This is a genomic window from Streptomyces sp. ISL-1, assembly GCF_018614585.1.
GTDB classification, from domain to species: Bacteria; Actinomycetota; Actinomycetes; order Streptomycetales; family Streptomycetaceae; genus Streptomyces; species Streptomyces maoxianensis.
Genome location: NZ_JAGGOI010000007.1, coordinates 473,907 through 492,301, shown reverse-complemented (window position 1 = coordinate 492,301; position 18,395 = coordinate 473,907). Strand labels below are relative to the sequence as shown.

Annotated in this window: 18 protein-coding genes; 6 read left to right on the top strand and 12 right to left on the bottom strand. The window is 69.8% G+C overall.

Features of this window, described 5'->3' with window-relative positions:
• Positions 1–202 precede the first annotated feature (202 nt).
• Both alc and allB read right to left on the bottom strand, forming a co-directional pair.
• Positions 203–1,321, bottom strand: a complete 1,119-nt coding sequence (gene alc, locus J7E87_RS07580) for an allantoicase (RefSeq protein ID WP_215091325.1) — start codon at positions 1,319–1,321, stop codon at positions 203–205.
• On the bottom strand, positions 1,318–2,661 hold the full coding sequence (allB, locus tag J7E87_RS07575) for an allantoinase AllB (RefSeq protein WP_215091203.1): 1,344 nt from the start codon (positions 2,659–2,661) through the stop codon (positions 1,318–1,320). Before allB ends, alc begins: the two co-directional genes overlap by 4 nt.
• Before the next feature lie 335 nt (positions 2,662–2,996).
• Between allB and J7E87_RS07570 the strand changes: the two genes are divergently transcribed.
• Positions 2,997–3,797, top strand: coding sequence for an IclR family transcriptional regulator (locus J7E87_RS07570; RefSeq protein ID WP_215091201.1), 801 nt, complete (start codon positions 2,997–2,999; stop codon positions 3,795–3,797).
• A gap of 121 nt (positions 3,798–3,918) precedes the next feature.
• Here the strand turns inward: J7E87_RS07570 and J7E87_RS07565 are convergent, their stop codons facing one another.
• Both J7E87_RS07565 and J7E87_RS07560 read right to left on the bottom strand, forming a co-directional pair.
• Positions 3,919–4,242, bottom strand: a complete 324-nt coding sequence (locus tag J7E87_RS07565) for a DUF5955 family protein (protein ID WP_215091199.1) — start codon at positions 4,240–4,242, stop codon at positions 3,919–3,921.
• 120 nt (positions 4,243–4,362) lie between these two features.
• Entirely contained in the window at positions 4,363–6,252 is a 1,890-nt protein-coding gene (locus tag J7E87_RS07560) for a serine/threonine-protein kinase (RefSeq protein WP_215091197.1), read from the bottom strand.
• A 166-nt stretch (positions 6,253–6,418) separates the two neighbouring features.
• On the opposite strand from J7E87_RS07560, the gene J7E87_RS07555 reads away from it, so the two are divergent.
• Positions 6,419–7,030 carry an NTP transferase domain-containing protein gene (locus J7E87_RS07555; RefSeq protein WP_215091195.1) on the top strand — a complete coding sequence of 204 codons (612 nt, stop codon included), beginning with the start codon at positions 6,419–6,421 and terminating at the stop codon, positions 7,028–7,030.
• 217 nt (positions 7,031–7,247) lie between these two features.
• Entirely contained in the window at positions 7,248–8,870 is a 1,623-nt protein-coding gene (gene aceB, locus J7E87_RS07550) for a malate synthase A (RefSeq protein WP_215091193.1), read from the top strand.
• A gap of 181 nt (positions 8,871–9,051) precedes the next feature.
• Here the strand turns inward: aceB and J7E87_RS07545 are convergent, their stop codons facing one another.
• Positions 9,052–9,474, bottom strand: coding sequence for a hypothetical protein (locus tag J7E87_RS07545; protein WP_215091191.1), 423 nt, complete (start codon positions 9,472–9,474; stop codon positions 9,052–9,054).
• A gap of 339 nt (positions 9,475–9,813) precedes the next feature.
• Here J7E87_RS07545 and J7E87_RS07540 point away from each other — a divergent pair, with 339 nt between their 5' ends.
• Positions 9,814–10,572, top strand: a complete 759-nt coding sequence (locus J7E87_RS07540; RefSeq protein WP_215091189.1) for a hypothetical protein — start codon at positions 9,814–9,816, stop codon at positions 10,570–10,572.
• Positions 10,573–10,609: 37 nt separating this feature from the next.
• Positions 10,610–11,146, top strand: coding sequence for a hypothetical protein (locus J7E87_RS07535; protein ID WP_215091187.1), 537 nt, complete (start codon positions 10,610–10,612; stop codon positions 11,144–11,146).
• A gap of 139 nt (positions 11,147–11,285) precedes the next feature.
• Here J7E87_RS07535 and J7E87_RS07530 read toward each other — a convergent pair whose 3' ends face one another.
• Positions 11,286–12,059, bottom strand: a complete 774-nt coding sequence (locus J7E87_RS07530; RefSeq protein ID WP_215091185.1) for a DUF2306 domain-containing protein — start codon at positions 12,057–12,059, stop codon at positions 11,286–11,288.
• Positions 12,060–12,207: 148 nt separating this feature from the next.
• On the opposite strand from J7E87_RS07530, the gene J7E87_RS07525 reads away from it, so the two are divergent.
• A complete protein-coding gene (locus J7E87_RS07525) occupies positions 12,208–12,783 on the top strand; it encodes a TetR/AcrR family transcriptional regulator (RefSeq protein ID WP_215091183.1) in 576 nt (191 codons plus the stop codon).
• A 107-nt stretch (positions 12,784–12,890) separates the two neighbouring features.
• On the opposite strand, the gene J7E87_RS07520 is transcribed toward J7E87_RS07525, so the two are convergent.
• The 6 genes from J7E87_RS07520 to J7E87_RS07495 all read right to left on the bottom strand — a co-directional run bounded on the left by J7E87_RS07520 (position 12,891) and on the right by J7E87_RS07495 (position 18,363).
• Positions 12,891–13,505, bottom strand: coding sequence for a TetR/AcrR family transcriptional regulator (locus J7E87_RS07520; RefSeq protein ID WP_215091181.1), 615 nt, complete (start codon positions 13,503–13,505; stop codon positions 12,891–12,893).
• 145 nt (positions 13,506–13,650) lie between these two features.
• Positions 13,651–14,835, bottom strand: coding sequence for a S9 family peptidase (locus tag J7E87_RS07515; protein WP_251017033.1), 1,185 nt, complete (start codon positions 14,833–14,835; stop codon positions 13,651–13,653).
• Positions 14,836–14,850: 15 nt separating this feature from the next.
• On the bottom strand, positions 14,851–15,690 hold the full coding sequence (locus tag J7E87_RS07510) for an NAD(P)H-binding protein (protein ID WP_215091179.1): 840 nt from the start codon (positions 15,688–15,690) through the stop codon (positions 14,851–14,853).
• Complete coding sequence (locus J7E87_RS07505; RefSeq protein ID WP_215091177.1) at positions 15,687–16,112, bottom strand: nuclear transport factor 2 family protein; 426 nt, start codon at positions 16,110–16,112, stop codon at positions 15,687–15,689. The genes J7E87_RS07510 and J7E87_RS07505 overlap by 4 nt, the downstream gene beginning before the upstream one ends.
• Before the next feature lie 294 nt (positions 16,113–16,406).
• Positions 16,407–17,183: a methyltransferase domain-containing protein gene (locus J7E87_RS07500; RefSeq protein WP_215091175.1), complete on the bottom strand. Its 777-nt coding sequence runs from the start codon at positions 17,181–17,183 to the stop codon at positions 16,407–16,409.
• A gap of 235 nt (positions 17,184–17,418) precedes the next feature.
• Complete coding sequence (locus J7E87_RS07495; RefSeq protein ID WP_215091173.1) at positions 17,419–18,363, bottom strand: alpha/beta fold hydrolase; 945 nt, start codon at positions 18,361–18,363, stop codon at positions 17,419–17,421.
• Between the last annotated feature and the right edge of the window lie 32 nt (positions 18,364–18,395).

Genomic DNA, 18,395 nt, shown 5'->3' with positions numbered 1-18,395 from the left:
GGACTCGGGCAGAGCCCCAAAACCAAGCCCCGCCGGCGATTGAGGCGCGGGATCTGGGGCCGAGCCCCAAAACCCAACCCCGCCCGCGACTGAGGCGCGCGGGCCCGGGCAGAGCCCCAAAACCAGCCCCGCCGGCGATTGAGGCGCGGGGTCTGGGGCGGAGCCCCGGTTCAGGGAAGGGGCGGGGTGGGGAAAGCCCCGGTCAGCCGCCCAGCTCCTGGTGGCGCGCCGCCAGGCGACTCGCGCCCTCCGCCGTCAGAGACCCGAAGAGCCGCAACCGCGAAATGCCGCCATCCGGATAGATGTCCACCCGGACCCGCGTACCCACCGCCGGCGCGTCCAGCACAAAGCGGTGATTCGTGTCCGGCTGCAGCCGGGTACGCGGCAGGACCTCCACCCACTCCCCCTTCTCACCGTCGCGGAGCGAAACCGCCGCCCAGCCCGCGCTGTTCCCCTTCAGATACGCCGTGTCGATCTCCACCGCGCGGATCGCGGACTGTTCCACCAGCTGGTAGCGGATCCAGTCGTTGCCCTTGTCCCGGCGACGGCGCGTCTCCCAGCCGTCGTCCATCTGGCGGGAGCGGCCCGGCTGGATGGTGTTGGTGGCCGGGGAGTAGAAGCGGTCGGAGGCGTCCTCGACCTGGCCTCCGTTCTCCAGCGCGACGACGTCGAAGGTGCCGAGCGCGGCGAGCCACGCCGGGTCGGGCGCGACCTCGCCGTAGACCCGCAGGCGGGCGATGCCGCCGTCGGGGTGCTGGTTGACACGCAGATGCGTGAAGCGCTGCTCGACGTCGACCGCGAAGCCGTTCGCCGCGTGGCCGCCGATGGCCGTACGGCGTACGAGCGTCGTCCACTTCACGTCGCCGCCGAGCAGGTCCTCGGGCGACGGCGATCCTGGCACCGAGGCCGCCTCGACCGACACCGCCTGCGGGTAGTTGCCGCGGAAGTGGGCGGTGTCGACGACGATGCCGCGTACGACACCGGGCGCGCCGAGCCGTACGAGCGCCCAGTCGTGGTCGTCCTCGGTCGGGTGCGGCCGCGCGGCGCTGACGCCGCGGCGACGGCGGGTCTCCCAGCCGTCCATGATCTTGCCCTTGTGGCCGAAGCGCTCCGGGTCGAACTCAGCGGGCCCGGGCTTCAGCATGTTCTCGCGCTCGGCGAAGAACTCGTCGTTGGCGGCGATGACGGCCGCGCCGAGCCGCCGGTCGGCGAGGTCGGCGTAGTGGACGAACGGAAAGTCGGCCGTGCGGTAGTCGGCGTACGGGTCGCCGCCCCCGAATGGGTCGGCGTCACCGGTGAAGGAAGGGATGGACACGGTCAGTTGTTCCTTTCGAGCAGTCGGCCGGTCGGCTCGGCCAGGGTGCCGTTCTCCACGATGCGTTCGCCGCGCAACCACGTCGACCTGACGACTCCTTGCAAGGTCTTGCCCGCGTACGCCGTCACCTGGTTGCGGTGGAGGAGTCCGGCCGGGTCGACCGTGAAGGTCTCGTCGGGCGCGAGGACCGCGAAGTCGGCGTCGCGGCCGGCTTCGATGGCGCCCTTCTGGTCCAGTCCGGCGAGCCGCGCGGGGGCCGCGGACATCCAGCGCACGACGTCTTCGAGGGTGTGGCCGCGCTTGCGGGCCTCGGTCCAGATCGCGGGCAGGCCCAGCTGGAGGGAGGAGATGCCGCCCCAGGCGGAGGCGAAGTCGGGGGTTTTCAGGTCGGTGGTGCAGGGCGAGTGGTCGGAGACGATGCAGTCGATGATGCCGTCGGCAAGGCCTTCCCAGAGGGCGTCCTGGTTCTCGGCCTCGCGGATCGGCGGGCAGCACTTGAACTCCGTTGCCCCGTCCGGGACTTCCTCGGCCGTGAGGGTAAGGAAGTGCGGACAGGACTCGACAGTGATCCGGACGCCCTCGCGCTTGGCGACCGCGATCAGCGGCAGTGCGTCGGAGGAGGACAGATGCAGTACGTGCACACGGGCGCCCAGGCGCCTGGCGTGCGCGATCAGGCCCTCGATCGCGGTGTTCTCGGCGTCGCGCGGCCGGGACGCGAGGAAGTCGGCGTACTTCGGCCCTGGCTCCTGAGGCGCCGCGGCCAGGTGGTGCGGGTCCTCGGCGTGCACGATCAGCAGTCCGCCGAAGCCGGCGATCTCGGCCATCGAGCGGGCGAGCTGCTCCTGGTCGAGCTCGGGGAACTCCTCGACGCCGGACGGCGAGAGGAAGCACTTGAAGCCGAGGACTCCGGCGTCGTACAGCGGCCGCAGGTCCTTCACATTGGACGGGATCGCGCCGCCCCAGAAGCCGGTGTCGACGTGCGCCTTGGGCCGCGCCACCTCCTGCTTGATGCGGAGGTTGCCGACCGTGGTGGTCGGCGGGAGGGAGTTGAGGGGCATGTCGAGCAGGGTGGTGATGCCCCCGGCCGCAGCGGCGCGGGTGGCGGTCCAAAAGCCCTCCCACTCGGTGCGGCCGGGGTCGTTCACATGGACATGGGTGTCGACGAGTCCGGGTAGTACGACATCGTCCCCGAAGTCCTCGAGCCGGGCCCCGGCCGGCACCTCGGCGTCGTACGGCCACACCGCCGTGATCTTTCCGCCGGCGACGGCGACGGCTGCGGCGCGCGTCCCCTCCAGGGTGATCACGCGTGTCGAGCGCAGTACCAGGTTCACGTCCACATCGGACACCCGTGCCCCTCACTTCCGCTATGTACGCGGATCCACACCGCAAAATTCAACGAACTGTTGAAGAAGTCTTCACTCCACAGTCCGGCCCGTCAAGCCCCCTCCGGGACGGCCCGCCCCCGCTGATCGCGCCTGGATATTTCCACGGAGTGAAACTGGAATTTCGAGAGGCAGAAGGTAGCTTTGAACAAGGAGCCCTTCGAGAGACCGTCGGGGGCACCGTGAACAGACGGACAAACGCGCCCTGACCGGCACTGACGCCTTTACTGGAGCACTGTGCCGCCCGCAGCCGCCCGGTAAGCTGCTTACTTGCCTGCCTGCCTGAAAGGACCGCACACGTGCCGACGTCCAGCGCCAGCGCCACCGACGCCGCCAAGACCGCTCCCAGCGGTGGCGTGCAGTCCTTGGAGCGCGCCTTCGACCTGCTCGAAAGAATGGCCGACGCCGGTGGCGAGGTCGGGCTGAGCGAGCTCTCCGCCAGCAGCGGCCTGCCGCTGCCCACGATCCACCGGCTGATGCGCACGCTGGTGGACTGCGGTTACGTACGCCAGCAGCCCAATCGCCGCTACGCGCTCGGCCCCCGGCTGATCCGCCTCGGCGAGTCCGCGTCCCGGCTGCTCGGCACCTGGGCCCGGCCCTACCTCGCCCGCCTGGTCGAGGAGACCGGCGAGACGGCGAACATGGCGCTGCTCGACGGCGACGAGATCGTGTACGTGGCGCAGGTGCCGTCAAAGCACTCCATGCGGATGTTCACCGAGGTCGGCCGGCGCGTGCTGCCGCACTCCACGGGCGTGGGCAAGGCGCTGCTCGCACACACCCCGCCGGACGAGGTGCGGGCGCTGCTCGCCAGGACCGGAATGCCGGCCGCCACGGAGAAGACGATCACGACGCCCGAGGGCTTCCTCGACGCGCTCGAAGAGGTGCGTCGCGCCGGCTACGCGGTGGACGACAACGAGCAGGAGATCGGGGTCCGCTGCCTCGCCGTCTCGGTGCCCAACTCCCCCACGGCGGCGGCGGTTTCGATCTCGGGCCCGGCGGGCCGGGTCACCGATGCGGCAACCGAGAAGATCGTCCCGATCCTCCAGGAGGTCGCCCAGGACCTCTCGGCGGCGCTGGCGAACCCGTCCGCACAGGGCTGAACCCGCTGAAGCAGGAGGCCGTTCCGCGCCGGTGACCGGACGAACCGGCCGCCGGGCGGCCCGCCCGACGGCACATCACCCGGCCGTCAAACCCCCCGCGCCGTCAAACCCCCCGGCGCCGTCAAACCCCCCGCTGCGGCGGCACCTCGCCGAACAGGTCCACCGCGTTTCGCAGCACCAACAGCGCCGGCCCGAGCGCGCTCACCGAGCCGATCGCGCCCGCGATCAGCAGCAGCGAGCGGCGCATCCGCCGGATTTCGGGGTCGCCGGCCGCCACCATCGCCGCCAGCGCGGCCAGTTCGTCCTCCGCGATGCCCCGGTCGGGGAACTCCGCCGGGTGACCGGCGAGTTCACGGCGGAGCCGGGAGACGGCAGCACGCAGCTCCGCCGCCCTCGAGTCCTCGCCGCTCCCTGTCACCCGCGTCTGCCCCACGCTCCGCAACAAAGCTCTCCCCCTCGCACACCTTTGTGCCGACTCGGCAACCCGCCGGTCGTCGGTCAGCCGCCCGGGGTCGCGGGCAAGTTAACGCCATCCGCCGCGCTGGGCGCCACTCCGCGGACCGAATCAGTACGAGGGCTGTACGGAGTCGATCGCACCGCGCCAGACCGTCACATCAAGGGTGATGTAGTGGCTGGGATCCCCTTCGGGCGACCTCCCCTGGAAAGTCACCAGGCCCACGTTCCCCGTCTCACTCAGCACACAGAACTTCGCGCCCTTCGACAGGTTCTCGACCTTGAGCAGAGTGGCAAACCGGGTCTCGCTGCGGCAGGTCGCCAGGTCGGCGCTCTGGCCGGTGCTCAGCAGGACCAGTTTTCCGTTCTTGGCCTCGATCGTGCCGAGGTAGTACTCGTGCTCGAAGTCGATCGTGTTGGCGCTGTCCCCCTCGATCGGCTTGACCGGATCGTCGCCGAGGCTGACACCGTAATCGTCCGTCACATTGAGGCCGTTGTACGTCTTGGGCGGCGGGTCCGCGACCGGTTCGGCGGGCTTGGAGGACCGGTCTCCGCCCGGGGTGTCGGTGGCGGAGTCCCCGCTCGCGTCCGGCGAGATACCGGCCTTGTCCTGGCCCTGCGACTGGTTGTCCTTGTCGTCGCCCTTGCCCGACAGGGCGAGGTACACGCCACCGCCGACGAGCGCGCCGAGCACCAGTGTGGCGACGACGGCCATGGCCAGGGTTCGGCCGTTCTTCTTCGGCGCCAGGGGTGCGACGGGCCCGGAGACCGTCATGTATGGCTGCGGTGGCCGGAGGTACTGGGGTGCCGTCTGCGCGTGCGGAGCGGCGTGCGGGTACGCATAGGCCGGCGTCTGGGGCGGCGGGCCGAAGCCGGGCGGCGGGGTCGCCGGGGCGGAGGCCGTGGTGGGCGGCGGAACCGGCGCGGGCATCCCCGGAGCGGGCGCGTGCATCTGGGCCTGGGACGCGGGCTGCGTGGGCGAGTAGTGCGGAGGCTGGACGGGAGCCGCGGCCGGAGACTGAGCAGCGGTCTGCGTGGGCGGCTGCACCGGAGCCGGGGCCTGTCCGGCCGGCGGCGTCACCGGTGGCGCGGGCGCCGCCTTGCGCGTGCTGATCTCCGCGACCACCGCCCCCGGCAGCCACTCCTCGGGCCGCCGCAGCACCGTTTCCGCGTTGGCGGACTGGCAGATGGCGAGGAGATCGGCGACCGACGGCCGCGCCTCCGGGTCCTTCGCCAGGCAGCGCGTCACCAACTCCCGCAGCTGCTCCGGCAGTTCGGTGAGGTCCGGCTCCTCGTGCACGATCCGGTAGAGCACCCCGTGCGAGGTGCCCTCGCCGAACGCCGGGCTGCCGGTGGCCGCGTACGCCGCGACCTGCCCGAGCGCGAAGATGTCGGTGGCCGGAGTGACATGGCTGCCGGCCGCCTGCTCCGGTGCCATGAAGGACGGCGTGCCGATGGTGACGCCGCTGCTGGTGAGCGAAGTGGCGTCGGCGGCCCGGGCGATGCCGAAGTCGATGACGCGCGGCCCGTCAGAGGAGAGCAGGACGTTGGCCGGCTTGAGGTCGCGGTGGACGATTCCCGCGCCGTGGATGACATACAGCGCCTCGGCGATCCCGGCGACCAGCAACAGCACGGTGTCCACCGGCAGTTTGCCGTGGACACTGACCGCGTCGGCGAGGGAGGGCCCGGGGACGTAAGCCGTGGCGAGCCAGGGCTGCTTGGCCTCCGGATCGGCGTCGATGACCGGAGCGGTGTAGAGGCCCTGCACGCGCTGCGCGGCCTGCACCTCCTGCGCGAAGCGGCGGCGGAATTCGGCGTCTTGGGCGAAGTCTGGCCGGATCACCTTGATGGCGATGGGGCGGCCGCCGGGCGTGTACGACAGATATACCTTGCCCATGCCGCCGGCTCCGAGCCGGGCGGCCAACTTGTATCCGGCGACGTGCTGCGGATCCTCTTCGCCCAGTGGCTGGAAGACCGTTCCCTGGTGTGCGCGCCCACTCATCGACTCTCGTCCCCCATGGCGAACCTCAGTATTGGAGGTGCACCTTATCCAAGGTCGCCTCGCTCTCTCCAGATCGGACGATCCGTGTGACCCGGGCGGTTGCAGGCCTTGCCGACGGATCGCCACCGGTTCGGCACTTCAAGGGCATATGAGGTAAGGAGTCCTTATGGCACAACCACCGAAGGAACCGGTCGTCGCCGGACTGCTGCTCGCGGCGGGCGGCGGACGACGGCTCGGCGGGCGCCCGAAGGCGCTGCTCGAGCACCGGGGCCGGCCGCTGGTCGAGCACGCGGTGCGGGTGCTGCGCGAGGGCGGCTGCGGACCGGTGCATGTGGTGCTGGGCGCGGCGGCCGATCGCGTACGGCAGGAGGCCGATCTGTCCGGCTGCGTACTGGTCGACAACCCAGGCTGGGAGGAGGGCATGGGCTCCTCGCTGCGCGCGGGCCTGGAGTCCCTGGCGTCGGCTGCCACGGCGGCGGACGCCGCTCTCGTCTCGCTGGTGGACCAGCCGGGGATCGGCGCCGCGGCGGTGGCCCGCGTCCGGTCCGCGTACCGCTCCCGGGATTCGCTCGCGGCCGCGGCGTACGAAGGAGAGCGCGGCCATCCGGTCCTCTTCGGCGCTCACCGCTGGAGGGACATCGCGGCGGGCGCGGTCGGCGACCGTGGGGCGCGCGCCTATCTCAAGGAGCACGAGGCTTCGCTCGCACTCGTCGAGTGCGGCGACATAGCCGAGGCGTACGACATCGACACGGAACAGGATCTGGCGCACCTTGAGTGAACGGCGTGGCACTCGGAGACATGGTCTGTCGAGTCGGAGAATCTCGACATCAACAAACCATTGAACTTCCACCATGAGGAAACTACTATCCACTGGTCAGAAGCGCCCAAGTCCACAGACGGCGCCCGCGACCATGCCTCGGGTCCTGCGGCACCGAGTGCCGCACCTGTACGCCCGGCGGCCGCCAGGCGCCGCCCGCTGAAGGAAGTGACAGCTCATGTCCGCACCAGCGCCGTCCCCGCTGGCCATCGTCGAAGCCGAGCCCCTGCCCCGGCAGGAAGAGGTGCTCACCGACGCGGCCCTCGCCTTCGTGGCTGAGCTGCACCAGCGGTTCACGCCGCGGCGCGACGAGCTTCTCGCCCGCCGCTCCGAGCGCCGCGCCGAGATCGCCCGTACCTCCTCCCTGGACTTTCTCCCGGAGACCGCGGCGATCCGCGAGGACGACTCCTGGAAGGTCGCCCCGGCACCCGCGGCCCTCAACGACCGCCGGGTGGAGATCACCGGTCCGACCGACCGCAAGATGACCATCAACGCGCTGAACTCGGGCGCGAAGGTCTGGCTCGCGGACTTTGAGGACGCGTCAGCTCCCACCTGGGAGAACGTCGTCCTCGGCCAGCTCAATCTGATCGACGCCTATGAGCGGAAGATCGACTTCACCGACGCGAAGTCCGGGAAGTCGTACGCCCTGGGGCCGAACGAGGAGCTCGCGACCGTGGTGATGCGCCCACGCGGCTGGCACCTCGACGAGCGCCACCTCCAGTTCGAGGGCCGCCCGGTCCCCGGCTCGCTGGTCGACTTCGGCCTGTACTTCTTCCACAACGCCAAGCGCCTGATCGGCCTCGGCAAGGGCCCGTACTTCTACCTCCCGAAGACGGAGTCGCACCTGGAGGCCCGCCTCTGGAACGACGTCTTCGTCTTCGCCCAGGACTACATCGGCATCCCGCAGGGCACCGTCCGCGCGACCGTCCTGATCGAGACGATCACGGCGGCGTACGAGATGGAGGAGATCCTCTACGAGCTCCGCGACCACGCGGCCGGCCTCAACGCGGGCCGCTGGGACTACCTCTTCTCGATCGTCAAGAACTTCCGTGACGGCGGCGCGAAGTTCGTGCTCCCGGACCGCAACGCGGTGACGATGACGGCGCCCTTCATGCGCGCGTACACCGAACTCCTGGTCCGTACGTGCCACAAGCGCGGCGCCCACGCGATCGGCGGCATGGCGGCGTTCATTCCCTCCCGGCGCGACGCCGAGGTCAACAAGGTCGCCTTCGAGAAGGTCAAGGCCGACAAGGACCGCGAGGCGGGCGACGGCTTCGACGGCTCCTGGGTCGCCCACCCGGACCTGGTGCCGATCGCGATGGCCTCCTTCGACGCGGTGCTGGGCTCCAAGCCCAACCAGAAGGACCGCCTGCGCGAGGACGTCTCGGTGGCGGCCGGCGACCTGATCGCCATCGACTCACTGCACGCCAAGCCGACGTACGAGGGCCTGCGCAACGCCGTCCAGGTCGGCATCCGCTACATCGAGGCGTGGCTGCGCGGGATGGGAGCGGTGGCGATCTTCAACCTGATGGAGGACGCGGCCACCGCGGAGATCTCCCGCTCCCAGATCTGGCAGTGGATCAACGCGGGCGTGGTCTTCGAGAACGGCGAGCCGGCCACCGCGAACCTGGCCCGCAAGGTCGCGGCGGAGGAACTGGCCGCGATCCGCGAGGAGATCGGCGAGGAGGCGTTCACGGCGGGCAACTGGCAGCAGGCGCACGACCTGTTGCTGAAGGTGGCGCTGGACGAGGACTACGAGGACTTCCTGACGCTGTCGGCGTACGAGCAACTGCGCGGCTGACCCAGTCGGAGACGATCGCACCGCCCCCGGTACCGCACAGCACCGGGGGCGGTGGCCGTGTCACGTGAGCCGGCCCCGATCACGCTCAAGGCCCCGGCCGGTCCCCGCCGTCCCGCACGGCCGGAGCGCCTTGGAGCCGCAGGCGACCCGCCGTACCCCGCCCCGTCCTGCCCCGGCGTCATCAGGTCCGGTCTCCTCCTGCCTGGTCGATCCGGCCGTCCTCGGTGGCGGTCGCCTTCATACGGACGTGCTCGGGCAGAGGTGGCGCCGCTCCTCCCGTGGTGGGCTTACCGGTCGAAGGTGTCCGGTAGTGGCTGCCCGCGGTCTGGGTGACACGGCCGCTGCCGGACGCCTTCGCGCTGAGCCGGACCTCGCGCCCCGACGCAGGCGACGCGGCGGGGGCCTGTGCGGCCCACCAGCCCATCGCCGCAAGGACCGCGGTCGCACCGAGGGTCGCGAACGCCACCACCACCGCCCACCGCTCCGGTTCGCCGTCCGGCAGCCAGCCGAACGGTGCCGCCTGCCCCAGCCAGAGCAGGAGCCCGAAGGCCACCAGGCTCGAGGCAACCCCGGCCACCCACCGCGCCTGTCGTGACGAGCCCATGGCCACCCCCGGTCCGCAGAGCACCCCTGCCCCGGAGCGCGATGCCGTGAACCATATGCCCCGTCGCGCCGCTACCACCAACAAGACGGGCAGTGCTGCAGATTTCCAAACATCGGATGGTATGGGTACGGAGTCGGTAGGGTGACTGAACTCAACTTACTCAACCTGACCGGGACAACACGGTCTTCGGGCAACAAGCCCGTCCCGCCGTGCAGCGCGCGTCAACGAGCCGGCAGCGGGGGACTCATGAACCAGTCGGATTCGCAGCGTCCGGACCACCGTGTCGACATGCGGGCGCGCGCCTCTGGTCACGGCCACGTGCATCAGGTGGCCGGTGACATGCACATCCACCAGGCGCCGGGAGAGCTCGGACTGGTGGAACTACGAGCCTGGATCACCCGGATCGCCGACGAGTTCGAGGCGCCGGGGCGCGACGGCTGGCGCAGGGAAGCGCGCAAGGCTCGCGAGACCCGGTGCCAACTCGACCTTCTGGAGGACAGCCTGAGGGACGGCCAGATATCAGCCGGCCCCCGCCGTACCGATGGTCACGAGGGGAAGGACGTGCTGCGACGTCTCCTGGCCAGCGGGGTCGCTCGCTACCTCGCCCGCTCCGCACCTCCGGTCGCTGACGCTCCGCTGCCGGAGCAGGTCATCGTGGAGGTCGCGACGGTCGCGCTGTGGCACGTAACCCTGGCGCCTTCCTTGCCGGACGGATGGTTCGACGATCTCCAGTACCTCACCTCACCCATGCTCGCCCGCTCGGTCCTCGAAACTCGTCAGGCCCACGGCCGACGCTCCGGCCCCAGCTTCGAGGCCTTCGCCCGAGCGGTGGCGGCCAAACCCTCGGGGATCGGCCTGATCAACCTCTTCGACGACCTCGGTGATCCCAAGCGGGGCGGCCCCGCGCTGACCGCCCTGGCCCTTGCGGGCCGGGTGGATCCGCCGCCTCACCGCGGCGGCGTCAAGCCGATCGTCGCCTGGATCCTGGCCGGCGCCATCGGCACGGTGGCGGCAGGTCGCGCGGACAGCCTGGTGAGGACGCTCACGTCCGATGCATTCGATGGCCTCGTTGTGGACATCGACATCGATCTGTACTGACGGCACGGACGGGACGGCAGGGAAAGGAGGTCGGACGATGATGCACTGGCTGGAGGTCTTGGCCAAGGCGATCGTGGCCATGATCGCGGTCAATCTGGTCCTTGTCGTCGTTCAGCAGGGCCAGCTGCACCTGATCATGTTCCAGCGCCGCATGCACAGGAATCTCGCCGCCGTACCTGGCTCCACCATGCTCGTGTGCAGGGAGGGCTATGTGGCGCTCATGCGCTACGACGAGCGGACAGGTACCGACACTTTCCTCAAGGTCTACAACACCAATCTCATGCTGACGCGTTCGTCGCTGTCCTGGAAAGGCGGCTACCGGTCCGTCGCCGTCCTGCGCAGGAAGCTCGGCCGTGAACTCGTGGGACGTTGCGTGGTGTTCGCCCTTGTGTGCGTCCCGGTCTTCGCCTACGCGGCATGGCTGGCCCTGGAGGTCCACTGGTCCGCCGTGTTCTATCTGGTGACCCTCGCCCTCGCCATGCGGGTACAGCTGGTCATCACGGCTCTCCACGGGACGCTCCTCAGCTTCGCCCTGCTCTACGCCGTCCACCACACGTTCTACCCAGTGTTGTGAGGACAGCCTCCTCCTGCGGAGCGTCAGGACAGGTTTCGTCCGCCCCCTGGAGGATGTGGCTTGTGTGGTTCGGGGCGATGCTTGCCGGGGCCGGCCGACAGCGGTCGGCTCTCCGGCCGGTTGGCGGTCGTGCGTCAGGTCATCCACCGGTGGCCGCGGCCTGTACGGACGGTTCGCGGTGCCGGGTCGTGGGAGGCGTCGTGATGTGCAGCGCCGACAGGCCGCGGCGGCGGATCATGAACTCGGCGATGACGATGTTGGGCAGCCAGCACAGGAATGGCAGGGGGGCGTAGGCCTGCGTAAGGATGGCGGGGAACGGGTCCGCGCCGTGCGCGAAGGGCACCTGGGCGAAGATCAGCACTCCGAACCACAACCGCAGGGTGACCGCCGCGTAGGTGAGCGCGAAGTTCCGGATCATCCAGGCCTGATGGCTGCGGATGTCACGCTCGCGGATGGCCTTGTAGCCGCGCCATGCCGTCCATCCCCACAGCACCGCCAGTGAACCGAAGCCGAAGAAGCCCAGCAGGCCCACCGAGCTGAACATCGACATCACGAACGCGGAGACCGAGCCGATCGCGACGCCGGCAAGGTACGCGCGGCCGACGCCGCGGTGGACCCGTATGCGGCGGCTGCGCAGTCGCTTGGAGAACTGCCACGGGCCCAGCGCCAGCGCCAGCCCGGCGGACACGATGTGGACGTAGAAGGCTACGCGGATCGGCAGCGCCCGGGAGGCGTAGTCGTCCGCGAGCCCGACGTGCTGGTGCGCCAGGGCGTCGAGCGTGCCTTGGGCGTACTGGCCCACGAAGTAGCCGGTGATCGCCAGTGAGGAGAGGGCCACCCAGGCCCAACTCCACTGCGAACGGCCCTGCCGGGAAGGCCCTTTGGCGGGTGCGGGGGCTGCGATGGAAGTCATCCGAACTCCTCGTGTCCTCATGCCGCTCCAATGTGAACGCCTCTAACATAGCATTCAATGTTAGAATCACTAACATTGAATCGGCGGCAGTCGCCCCTACTGCTTCCGCGTGCTTGTGGTCGGCGGGGCCGGCTAGGAAGGACAGCAGGTGACACGAACGACCTACCACCACGGCGCATTGCGGCAGGCGCTGATCGACGGGGCCCGGGAGATCCTCGCCGAAGGAGGGCACGAGCAGTTCAGCCTCAACGAGGTCGCCCGCCGGGCCGGCGTGAGCACCGCCGCGCCCTACCGCCACTTCAGCGGCAAGGACGAGCTGCTGGCCGCGGTTGCCGAGCAGGGTTACGCCACACTGCACGCGAGCCTGGAGCGGGCATCGGCGGACACGGCTGACGTGCGTGAGCGACTGCTGCGTCTGGCCGGGGCGTACGTGCGCTTCGCGCACGACCATCCCGACCTGTTCGTCACCATGTTCCGCAGCTGGCCGGGCGCCGCCCCGGTCGGTCACGACTCCTTCGAGGTACTCCTGCAGGCCGTCGTCGACGCCCAGGCGACCGCCCTCATTCCCGCGAAGCCGTCGCCGGAGCTGATGGCCAGGTCCATCTGGGCCACCCTGCACGGCCTCGCGGTGCTCAGCCTGCGTCAACCCCACCAGCGATTCGGCATGGACGAACCTCCTGAAGACCTCGCCACCAGCACCCTGTCGGCGATGTTCGGGCTGTAACCAGGCCGCCCGCCGGGGCCCTCAGCCTTCGACGACGTACGTGCGGGGAGGAACCGCCGGCGGTCCCATGGGCTGCCGGCCGCGTCCATGAACTGGGGAGTGGTCCCTCATGCCTCGTTGCGCGTGCCGAGTGGATCGGAGCTGTTGCCGAGGACGTTGTCGATGTAGGCCGCGAGCGAGGACCGCAGGCCTTCGGGCGTCCTCTTCTGATCGTCGATCAAGTGCGCCACGAGGTCGGCGCGGATGGCGGCCAGCAGGGCGTGGGCGGTGAAGTCCGCGTCGTGGACGCCGGGGACCTGATCCAGTGCCACGCGAAGGATTTCGTGCCACCAGTCGTAGTGCCCGGCCTGGTAGGGGCTGCTGAGCCCGGCGTCCTCCGCGGCCGACATCAGGTTCCGGTTCTCGATCTTGAAGCGCAGTGAGGCATCGAGGAGGTCCAGGACCCGCTGCCGCGGTGAGGACCCAGCCGCGTCCTGTGCTTCCCGCACGGCTTGCTGCAGGGGTTCGAGACGGGAGGCGATCACGGCGCCGATCAGGCCGGCACGGTCGCCGAAGCGGCGGAAGAGGGTGCCTTTGCCCACACCCGCGGCCGCGGCGATGTCATCCATCGACACGCTGTGGGGGCTGCTGCTGGCGGCGAAGAGGGCGTCGGCGGCAGCCAGAACGGCTTCTCGGTTGCGCAGGGCGTCTGCGCGTACTGTGCGCTCTGCGTGCTGGGCCACGGGTCCTCCTTGGTCTTCGGCCTGTCCAGAGCCCCCGGAACGGATTTGCGGTGTCCGGTGGGTTCGCTTGCGTGGTGGCTCGCGCCCGGCTGCGCTTCCCGCAAGTACGGGCGGCAGCCGAGCGGTCTGCGTGGCGTGCAACGCGTCAGATCGTGTCGTCGAGCCAGTCGAAGATACGCGCTACCGCCAGACGCAGGGCGCCCGGGTGGCAGTGGGCGTCGCCTCCTTCTTCCTCGGTGAAGCTCACAAGTGTCTTCGGTGCGGCGAGGTGCCGGTACAGCTTGCGCGGATCGGATTCCTCGGTGGCGGAGTAGAACAGGTCGTCGGTCGCCTCGCACACCAGCACAGGGCAGGTGATCTTCCCCGCGCTCCCGTCCTTGAAGCTGTAGCGGGCGTACTCGGCCAGGAACTCCCGGTCTGTCGAAGTCCTCGTGACGTAGCGGCCGTGGTCGAAGGCCCAGCGCAGGATCGGGCTCCGCGCGCGGGCGTCGGCGATCGTACGGTCCATTTCCTCGTCGTGCTCGGCTGCCGCGCGCCGGACGGCTTCCTCGTGCGGCAGCGGGAGGTGCGCGGTCAGAGCGGAGACGGCGTCGAAGACACCGTCGAGGGCGACGACGGCTGCCAGGCGCGGCTCGTAGGCGGCCGCGCGGGGCGCGAGGTAGCCGCCGAGACTGACGCCGAGCAGCGCGATACGGGCCGGATCGACGCCCGGGTCCTGGGTGAGGAAGTCCAGGACGGGACCGACCACGTTCTCCCAGTCCGGCCGGAAGGCCGGCCCGTCCCGGTGGATGGCCGCGGGCTGCCCGGGGCCGTCGAACGTCAGGACGTGGTAACCGCGTTCCTGTCCGCCGAGTGCGCCAAAGAAGTGCAGTTCCTCGGCGGCGCCGTCGAATCCGTTGTGCATCACCAGTGCCGGCTTCGGGCCCTCGCCTGCCGCCCGGTAGAAGTAGCCGCGCAGCACGGTGTCCTGGTAGGGGATCTCGACGGGCGTGACGCCGGGTATGTGGGCGATGGCGTCGAGGAAGCAGGAGACGCCGCGCTCGTAGGCGTGGTCGATGCGCGGGTCGCCGGGGTTGCCGTGGAGGAAGAATTCGGCCGCCCGGTAGTAGCTGGAGGCGCGCAGCAGTCCGTCGCGTGTGCTGATGGGATGGCCCCCCGCGTGCCTCGGCCTCCAGACGCTCGGCGGTGGACAGCCAGGCGTCGTGCCAGCCGTCGTAGTCGCCGGCGGTGACGCGGGAGGCGGTGGCGATGACTTCGCCGACGTCCGAACCGCCGTAGGCGGCGAGTCCGAGGTTGCGCAGGGTCTCGAACCAGAACGGTGGATCGTCATGGAACATCAGCTGCTTCATGCCGCCTCCCTTTCGACGAAGGCGCGGAAAGTGCCCGGGGGGCGGCCGGTGAGGCGCTGGACGGTGTCCGAGGTGCGGTCCTCGGCCCCGTCGGCGATGGCGCGGTCCATGCCGGCCAGCATGGTGGCGAACTCCAGCGGTATCTCGGCCGCCCAGCGGTCGCGCAGCTGTTCAAAGGTCAGATGCCGGTGCACCACGGGCCGACCGGTGACCTCGGTGATGGTCGCGGCGACGTCGTCGTAGCTCAGTGTCTGCGGCCCGGTGAGTACCAGGTCGGTGTTGGGGGCCTGTTCGTCGGTCAGGGCGCGTACGGCGACGGCGGCGATGTCCTCCGCGTCGACGAATCCGACGCGGCCGTCTCCCGAGGCCGTCAGGATGGCGCCGTCCTCGCGGATGCTGCGCGCGTGGGGGGTGGAGCCGGTGAAGTTCTGCATGAACCACGAGGGCCGCAGCACCGCCCACTGCTCGAACAGGCCGGGCAAGACCTGGTGGACCTGTCCCACCGCCGGACCGCCCGCGGGGATCGCCGATGAGCTGAGCAGTACCGCGCGGTGCACGCCTGCCGCGCGGGCCTGGCGCAGGAAGGGCAGCATGACCGTGGCCGGGTCCGAGGAGCCGATCGGCGGGACGAGGTAGACGCGGTCGACGCCGTCGAGGGCCTCGGCCCAGGTCGCGGGCTCGTTCCAGTCGAAGCGGACAGCCTGCGCGCCGTCCACCGGGGTGGCGCTCCGGCAGGCGGCCTTGACGCGGTGGCGCTCGGCGATCAGCCCGGCGGCGACACGGCGGCCGGTGGTGCCGCTGGCCCCGATGACCAAAGTAGCGCTGGTGGCGTTCATCGGTTCGCTCCTACGAAGTCGGCGCCGGGCTGCTGAACGGCGAGGGGATTCCAGTAGTCGCGGTAGGAGGTGATGAGCCCGTCCTTGACCGTGACCACGGCGATATAGGTCATGTCGAAGGGGCTGTCGGTCTCCACCAGGCGGCCGACCCCGCGCATCTCCACCACGATCGTCTCGGGGACGGTGGTCTGGTGGATCTTCACGTCGGGGAAGTCGTGGACGTCGACGTGGTCGGGGTAGTGGCGCATGTAGTCCGCGATGGCCTGCCGGCCCTCCAGCCGCTCGGGCCAGCCCTGGGGTGCGAAGGGGAACTCCAGGACGCCGTCCTCGTCCCACAGGTCCACCCAGGCGGGGATGTTCTTCTCCAGCAGCAGTTGCAGTCCGTGGCGGTACAGCTCCGCGGGTGCCATGGGGATTGTCATGATCAAGGCTTCCGTTCTGCTCGAGGACACAGCGATCCCGGCCCGTCGGATTACGGCCTGTCGTCACGAGAAGCTCGATACATCCAGTAGCGGCGGTTCCTCGTGGCGGGCACCCGAATGAAAGCGGACCGACAGTCCGTATAGATTGAGCATATGGACTGCCGGTCCGCTTTGCAAGCCTGAGCGCGGCCGGTACCGCGACCAGCACGCGAGTTCGCGGTGAGTGCAGGCGGGTTGGTTGCTCTCTGTGCTCGCGGGTGGGTCGGTTCCGGTCTGGTGTCGGCTCGGTTGCGGCTACGACTCGGCCACGACGATGTAGAACGTCACAGCTGCGAGGAAAGGGCCGCCTGCGAGGTGGTCCAGCCAGCGTCGTGCCGCTTCCTCGGTGAGGTATCCGGCGGCGACGGCGCGGCGTGTGGTGCGCTCCAGGCCAAGTATCTTGTCGGCGGCCTGGGCATCTCGGAAGACGGGTGTGACCGTAATGACCGCGGGCACCGCGAATCCGGCACCTGCTGCAAGTCGAGCGAGCTGACTGCCGATGCGAGCGTTGCGGACGACCTCGTCCGTAACGTACTGGGTATAGGCGCGCGACAGGCCGCTGTCCGGATGGTCGACAGTCAGGGTGCTCCAGTCCGGTTCGCCCATGACGAGCCGTCCGCCGGGGCGGAGCACGCGCCGGACTTCGCGGAGCGCTTGAGCAGGGTCGGCGACGTGTTGCAGAACCCGGTCGGTGCGGGCTCGGTCGGCAGTGTGGTCCGGCAGTGGCAGATCATGGACGTCGCCGAGCCGGACGGTCACGGCGCTCTGCTTGGCCGTGCGGTCCCTGGCGGCGTCGACCGTGTCCTGGTCGTGGTCGACGCCGATCACCGTGCCTGTCGCGGTGACAGCCTCGGCAAGTGTGCTGAGATCGGTGCCGGGGCCGCAGCCGAGGTCGAGCACCGTCTGTCCGGGACCGATTTCGAGTTCGTCGAGCATGCGGCTCTTGTAAGAGCGGCCCAGGTCCGTCGCGGCGACCCGATCGAGGTAGGTGATCGGGTCGGGGGTGACAGTCTCAAATGCGGATGAGGTCATGGGCGTCAGTCAAACAAGTCAGTTAAACAACTCGTGCGGGACGACGGCTCCCTAACGGTGAGTTCGCAGAGCCGACTGGCCTGGATTTACTGCAACTCAGCTTGCTGCCTGGGCGGTGTCCGGCGCTTCCCGCCGGATGCGCGGCGCCTTGTGCGGGCTCATCGCGGCCGTCGCTGTGCCGCACACCGCCTCCCGCCCTGCGCTGCGGGAGGCAGTGCGCGGCAGCGAGACCCGCTTACTTGCTCTGCAGCTTCCCCAGCGGGTGAGGGTCTTCCTCCAGTGCGGAGCGTGCCGCCTGCCAGCTGGTGTCCTCGGGGTAGAGGGCGCTGCGCAGGTAGGCCCAGGTGAGCTGCTGGATCAGAGCGACTCGATCGGGGCTCTCGTCCGTCGTTTCCGCGACGTTGTACCCGGGGATGCCGCCGAGCGAGTGCCCTGCCCCGAACAGCGTGAGCAGGCTCTTGCTTCCCGGGCTGAGGAAGTAGGGGTCGGTGAACCAGTCCGGCCCCCGAGTGGACAGCGCGGACTGGTCATGGTCCCCGGCGACGACGAGAGCCGGCGTGGTCATGTCGTCGAAGGACGGGTTCATGAAGGGGAGGTTCTCGACGGCGAATGGAGTCAGGTCGCCGCCGCCGCGGCCGGTCAGGGCGAGCAGCACGCCCGCCTTGACACGCCGGTCGGACATGTCCTCCCCGGGAACGCCGTCGGAGTCGAGAACTCGCGCGCCCAGCAGCGCGCTCGCCGTCTGGGCCCCCCAGGAGTGGCCGGCCACAGCGATGCGGCTGCGGTCGAGGCGCCCACTGAGGCCCGGCACGGAAGCTTCCAGGACATCAAGCTCGTCGAGGACGCGCTTGATGTCCTCGATCCGGAAGCGCCAGATCCGCGACGTACGGGGGTCGTCGGCAGGGAGGTTGAGGATCCTTGAGTCGAGATGGGTGGGCTGCAGGACCACGAAGCCGCGGGCAGCCCAGAAGTCCGCCAGCGGGGCGTAGCCGTCCATCGACCAGCCGAAGCCGTGCGAGAAGACGATGATGGGCAGGTCGCTGCCGGTCACGGGCGCGGACACGCGGACCTGGAGGTCCTCACCGCGGCCAGGGGCCGACAGTACGACCGGCTTCGCGGACACGATCGCAGTGGGCGCACTCGTGATCTTCTGCGCGTTCGCGATGTTCGAGTCGGGCATGGGAGTGCTCCCGTTCAGTTTCTTGGCGTGGT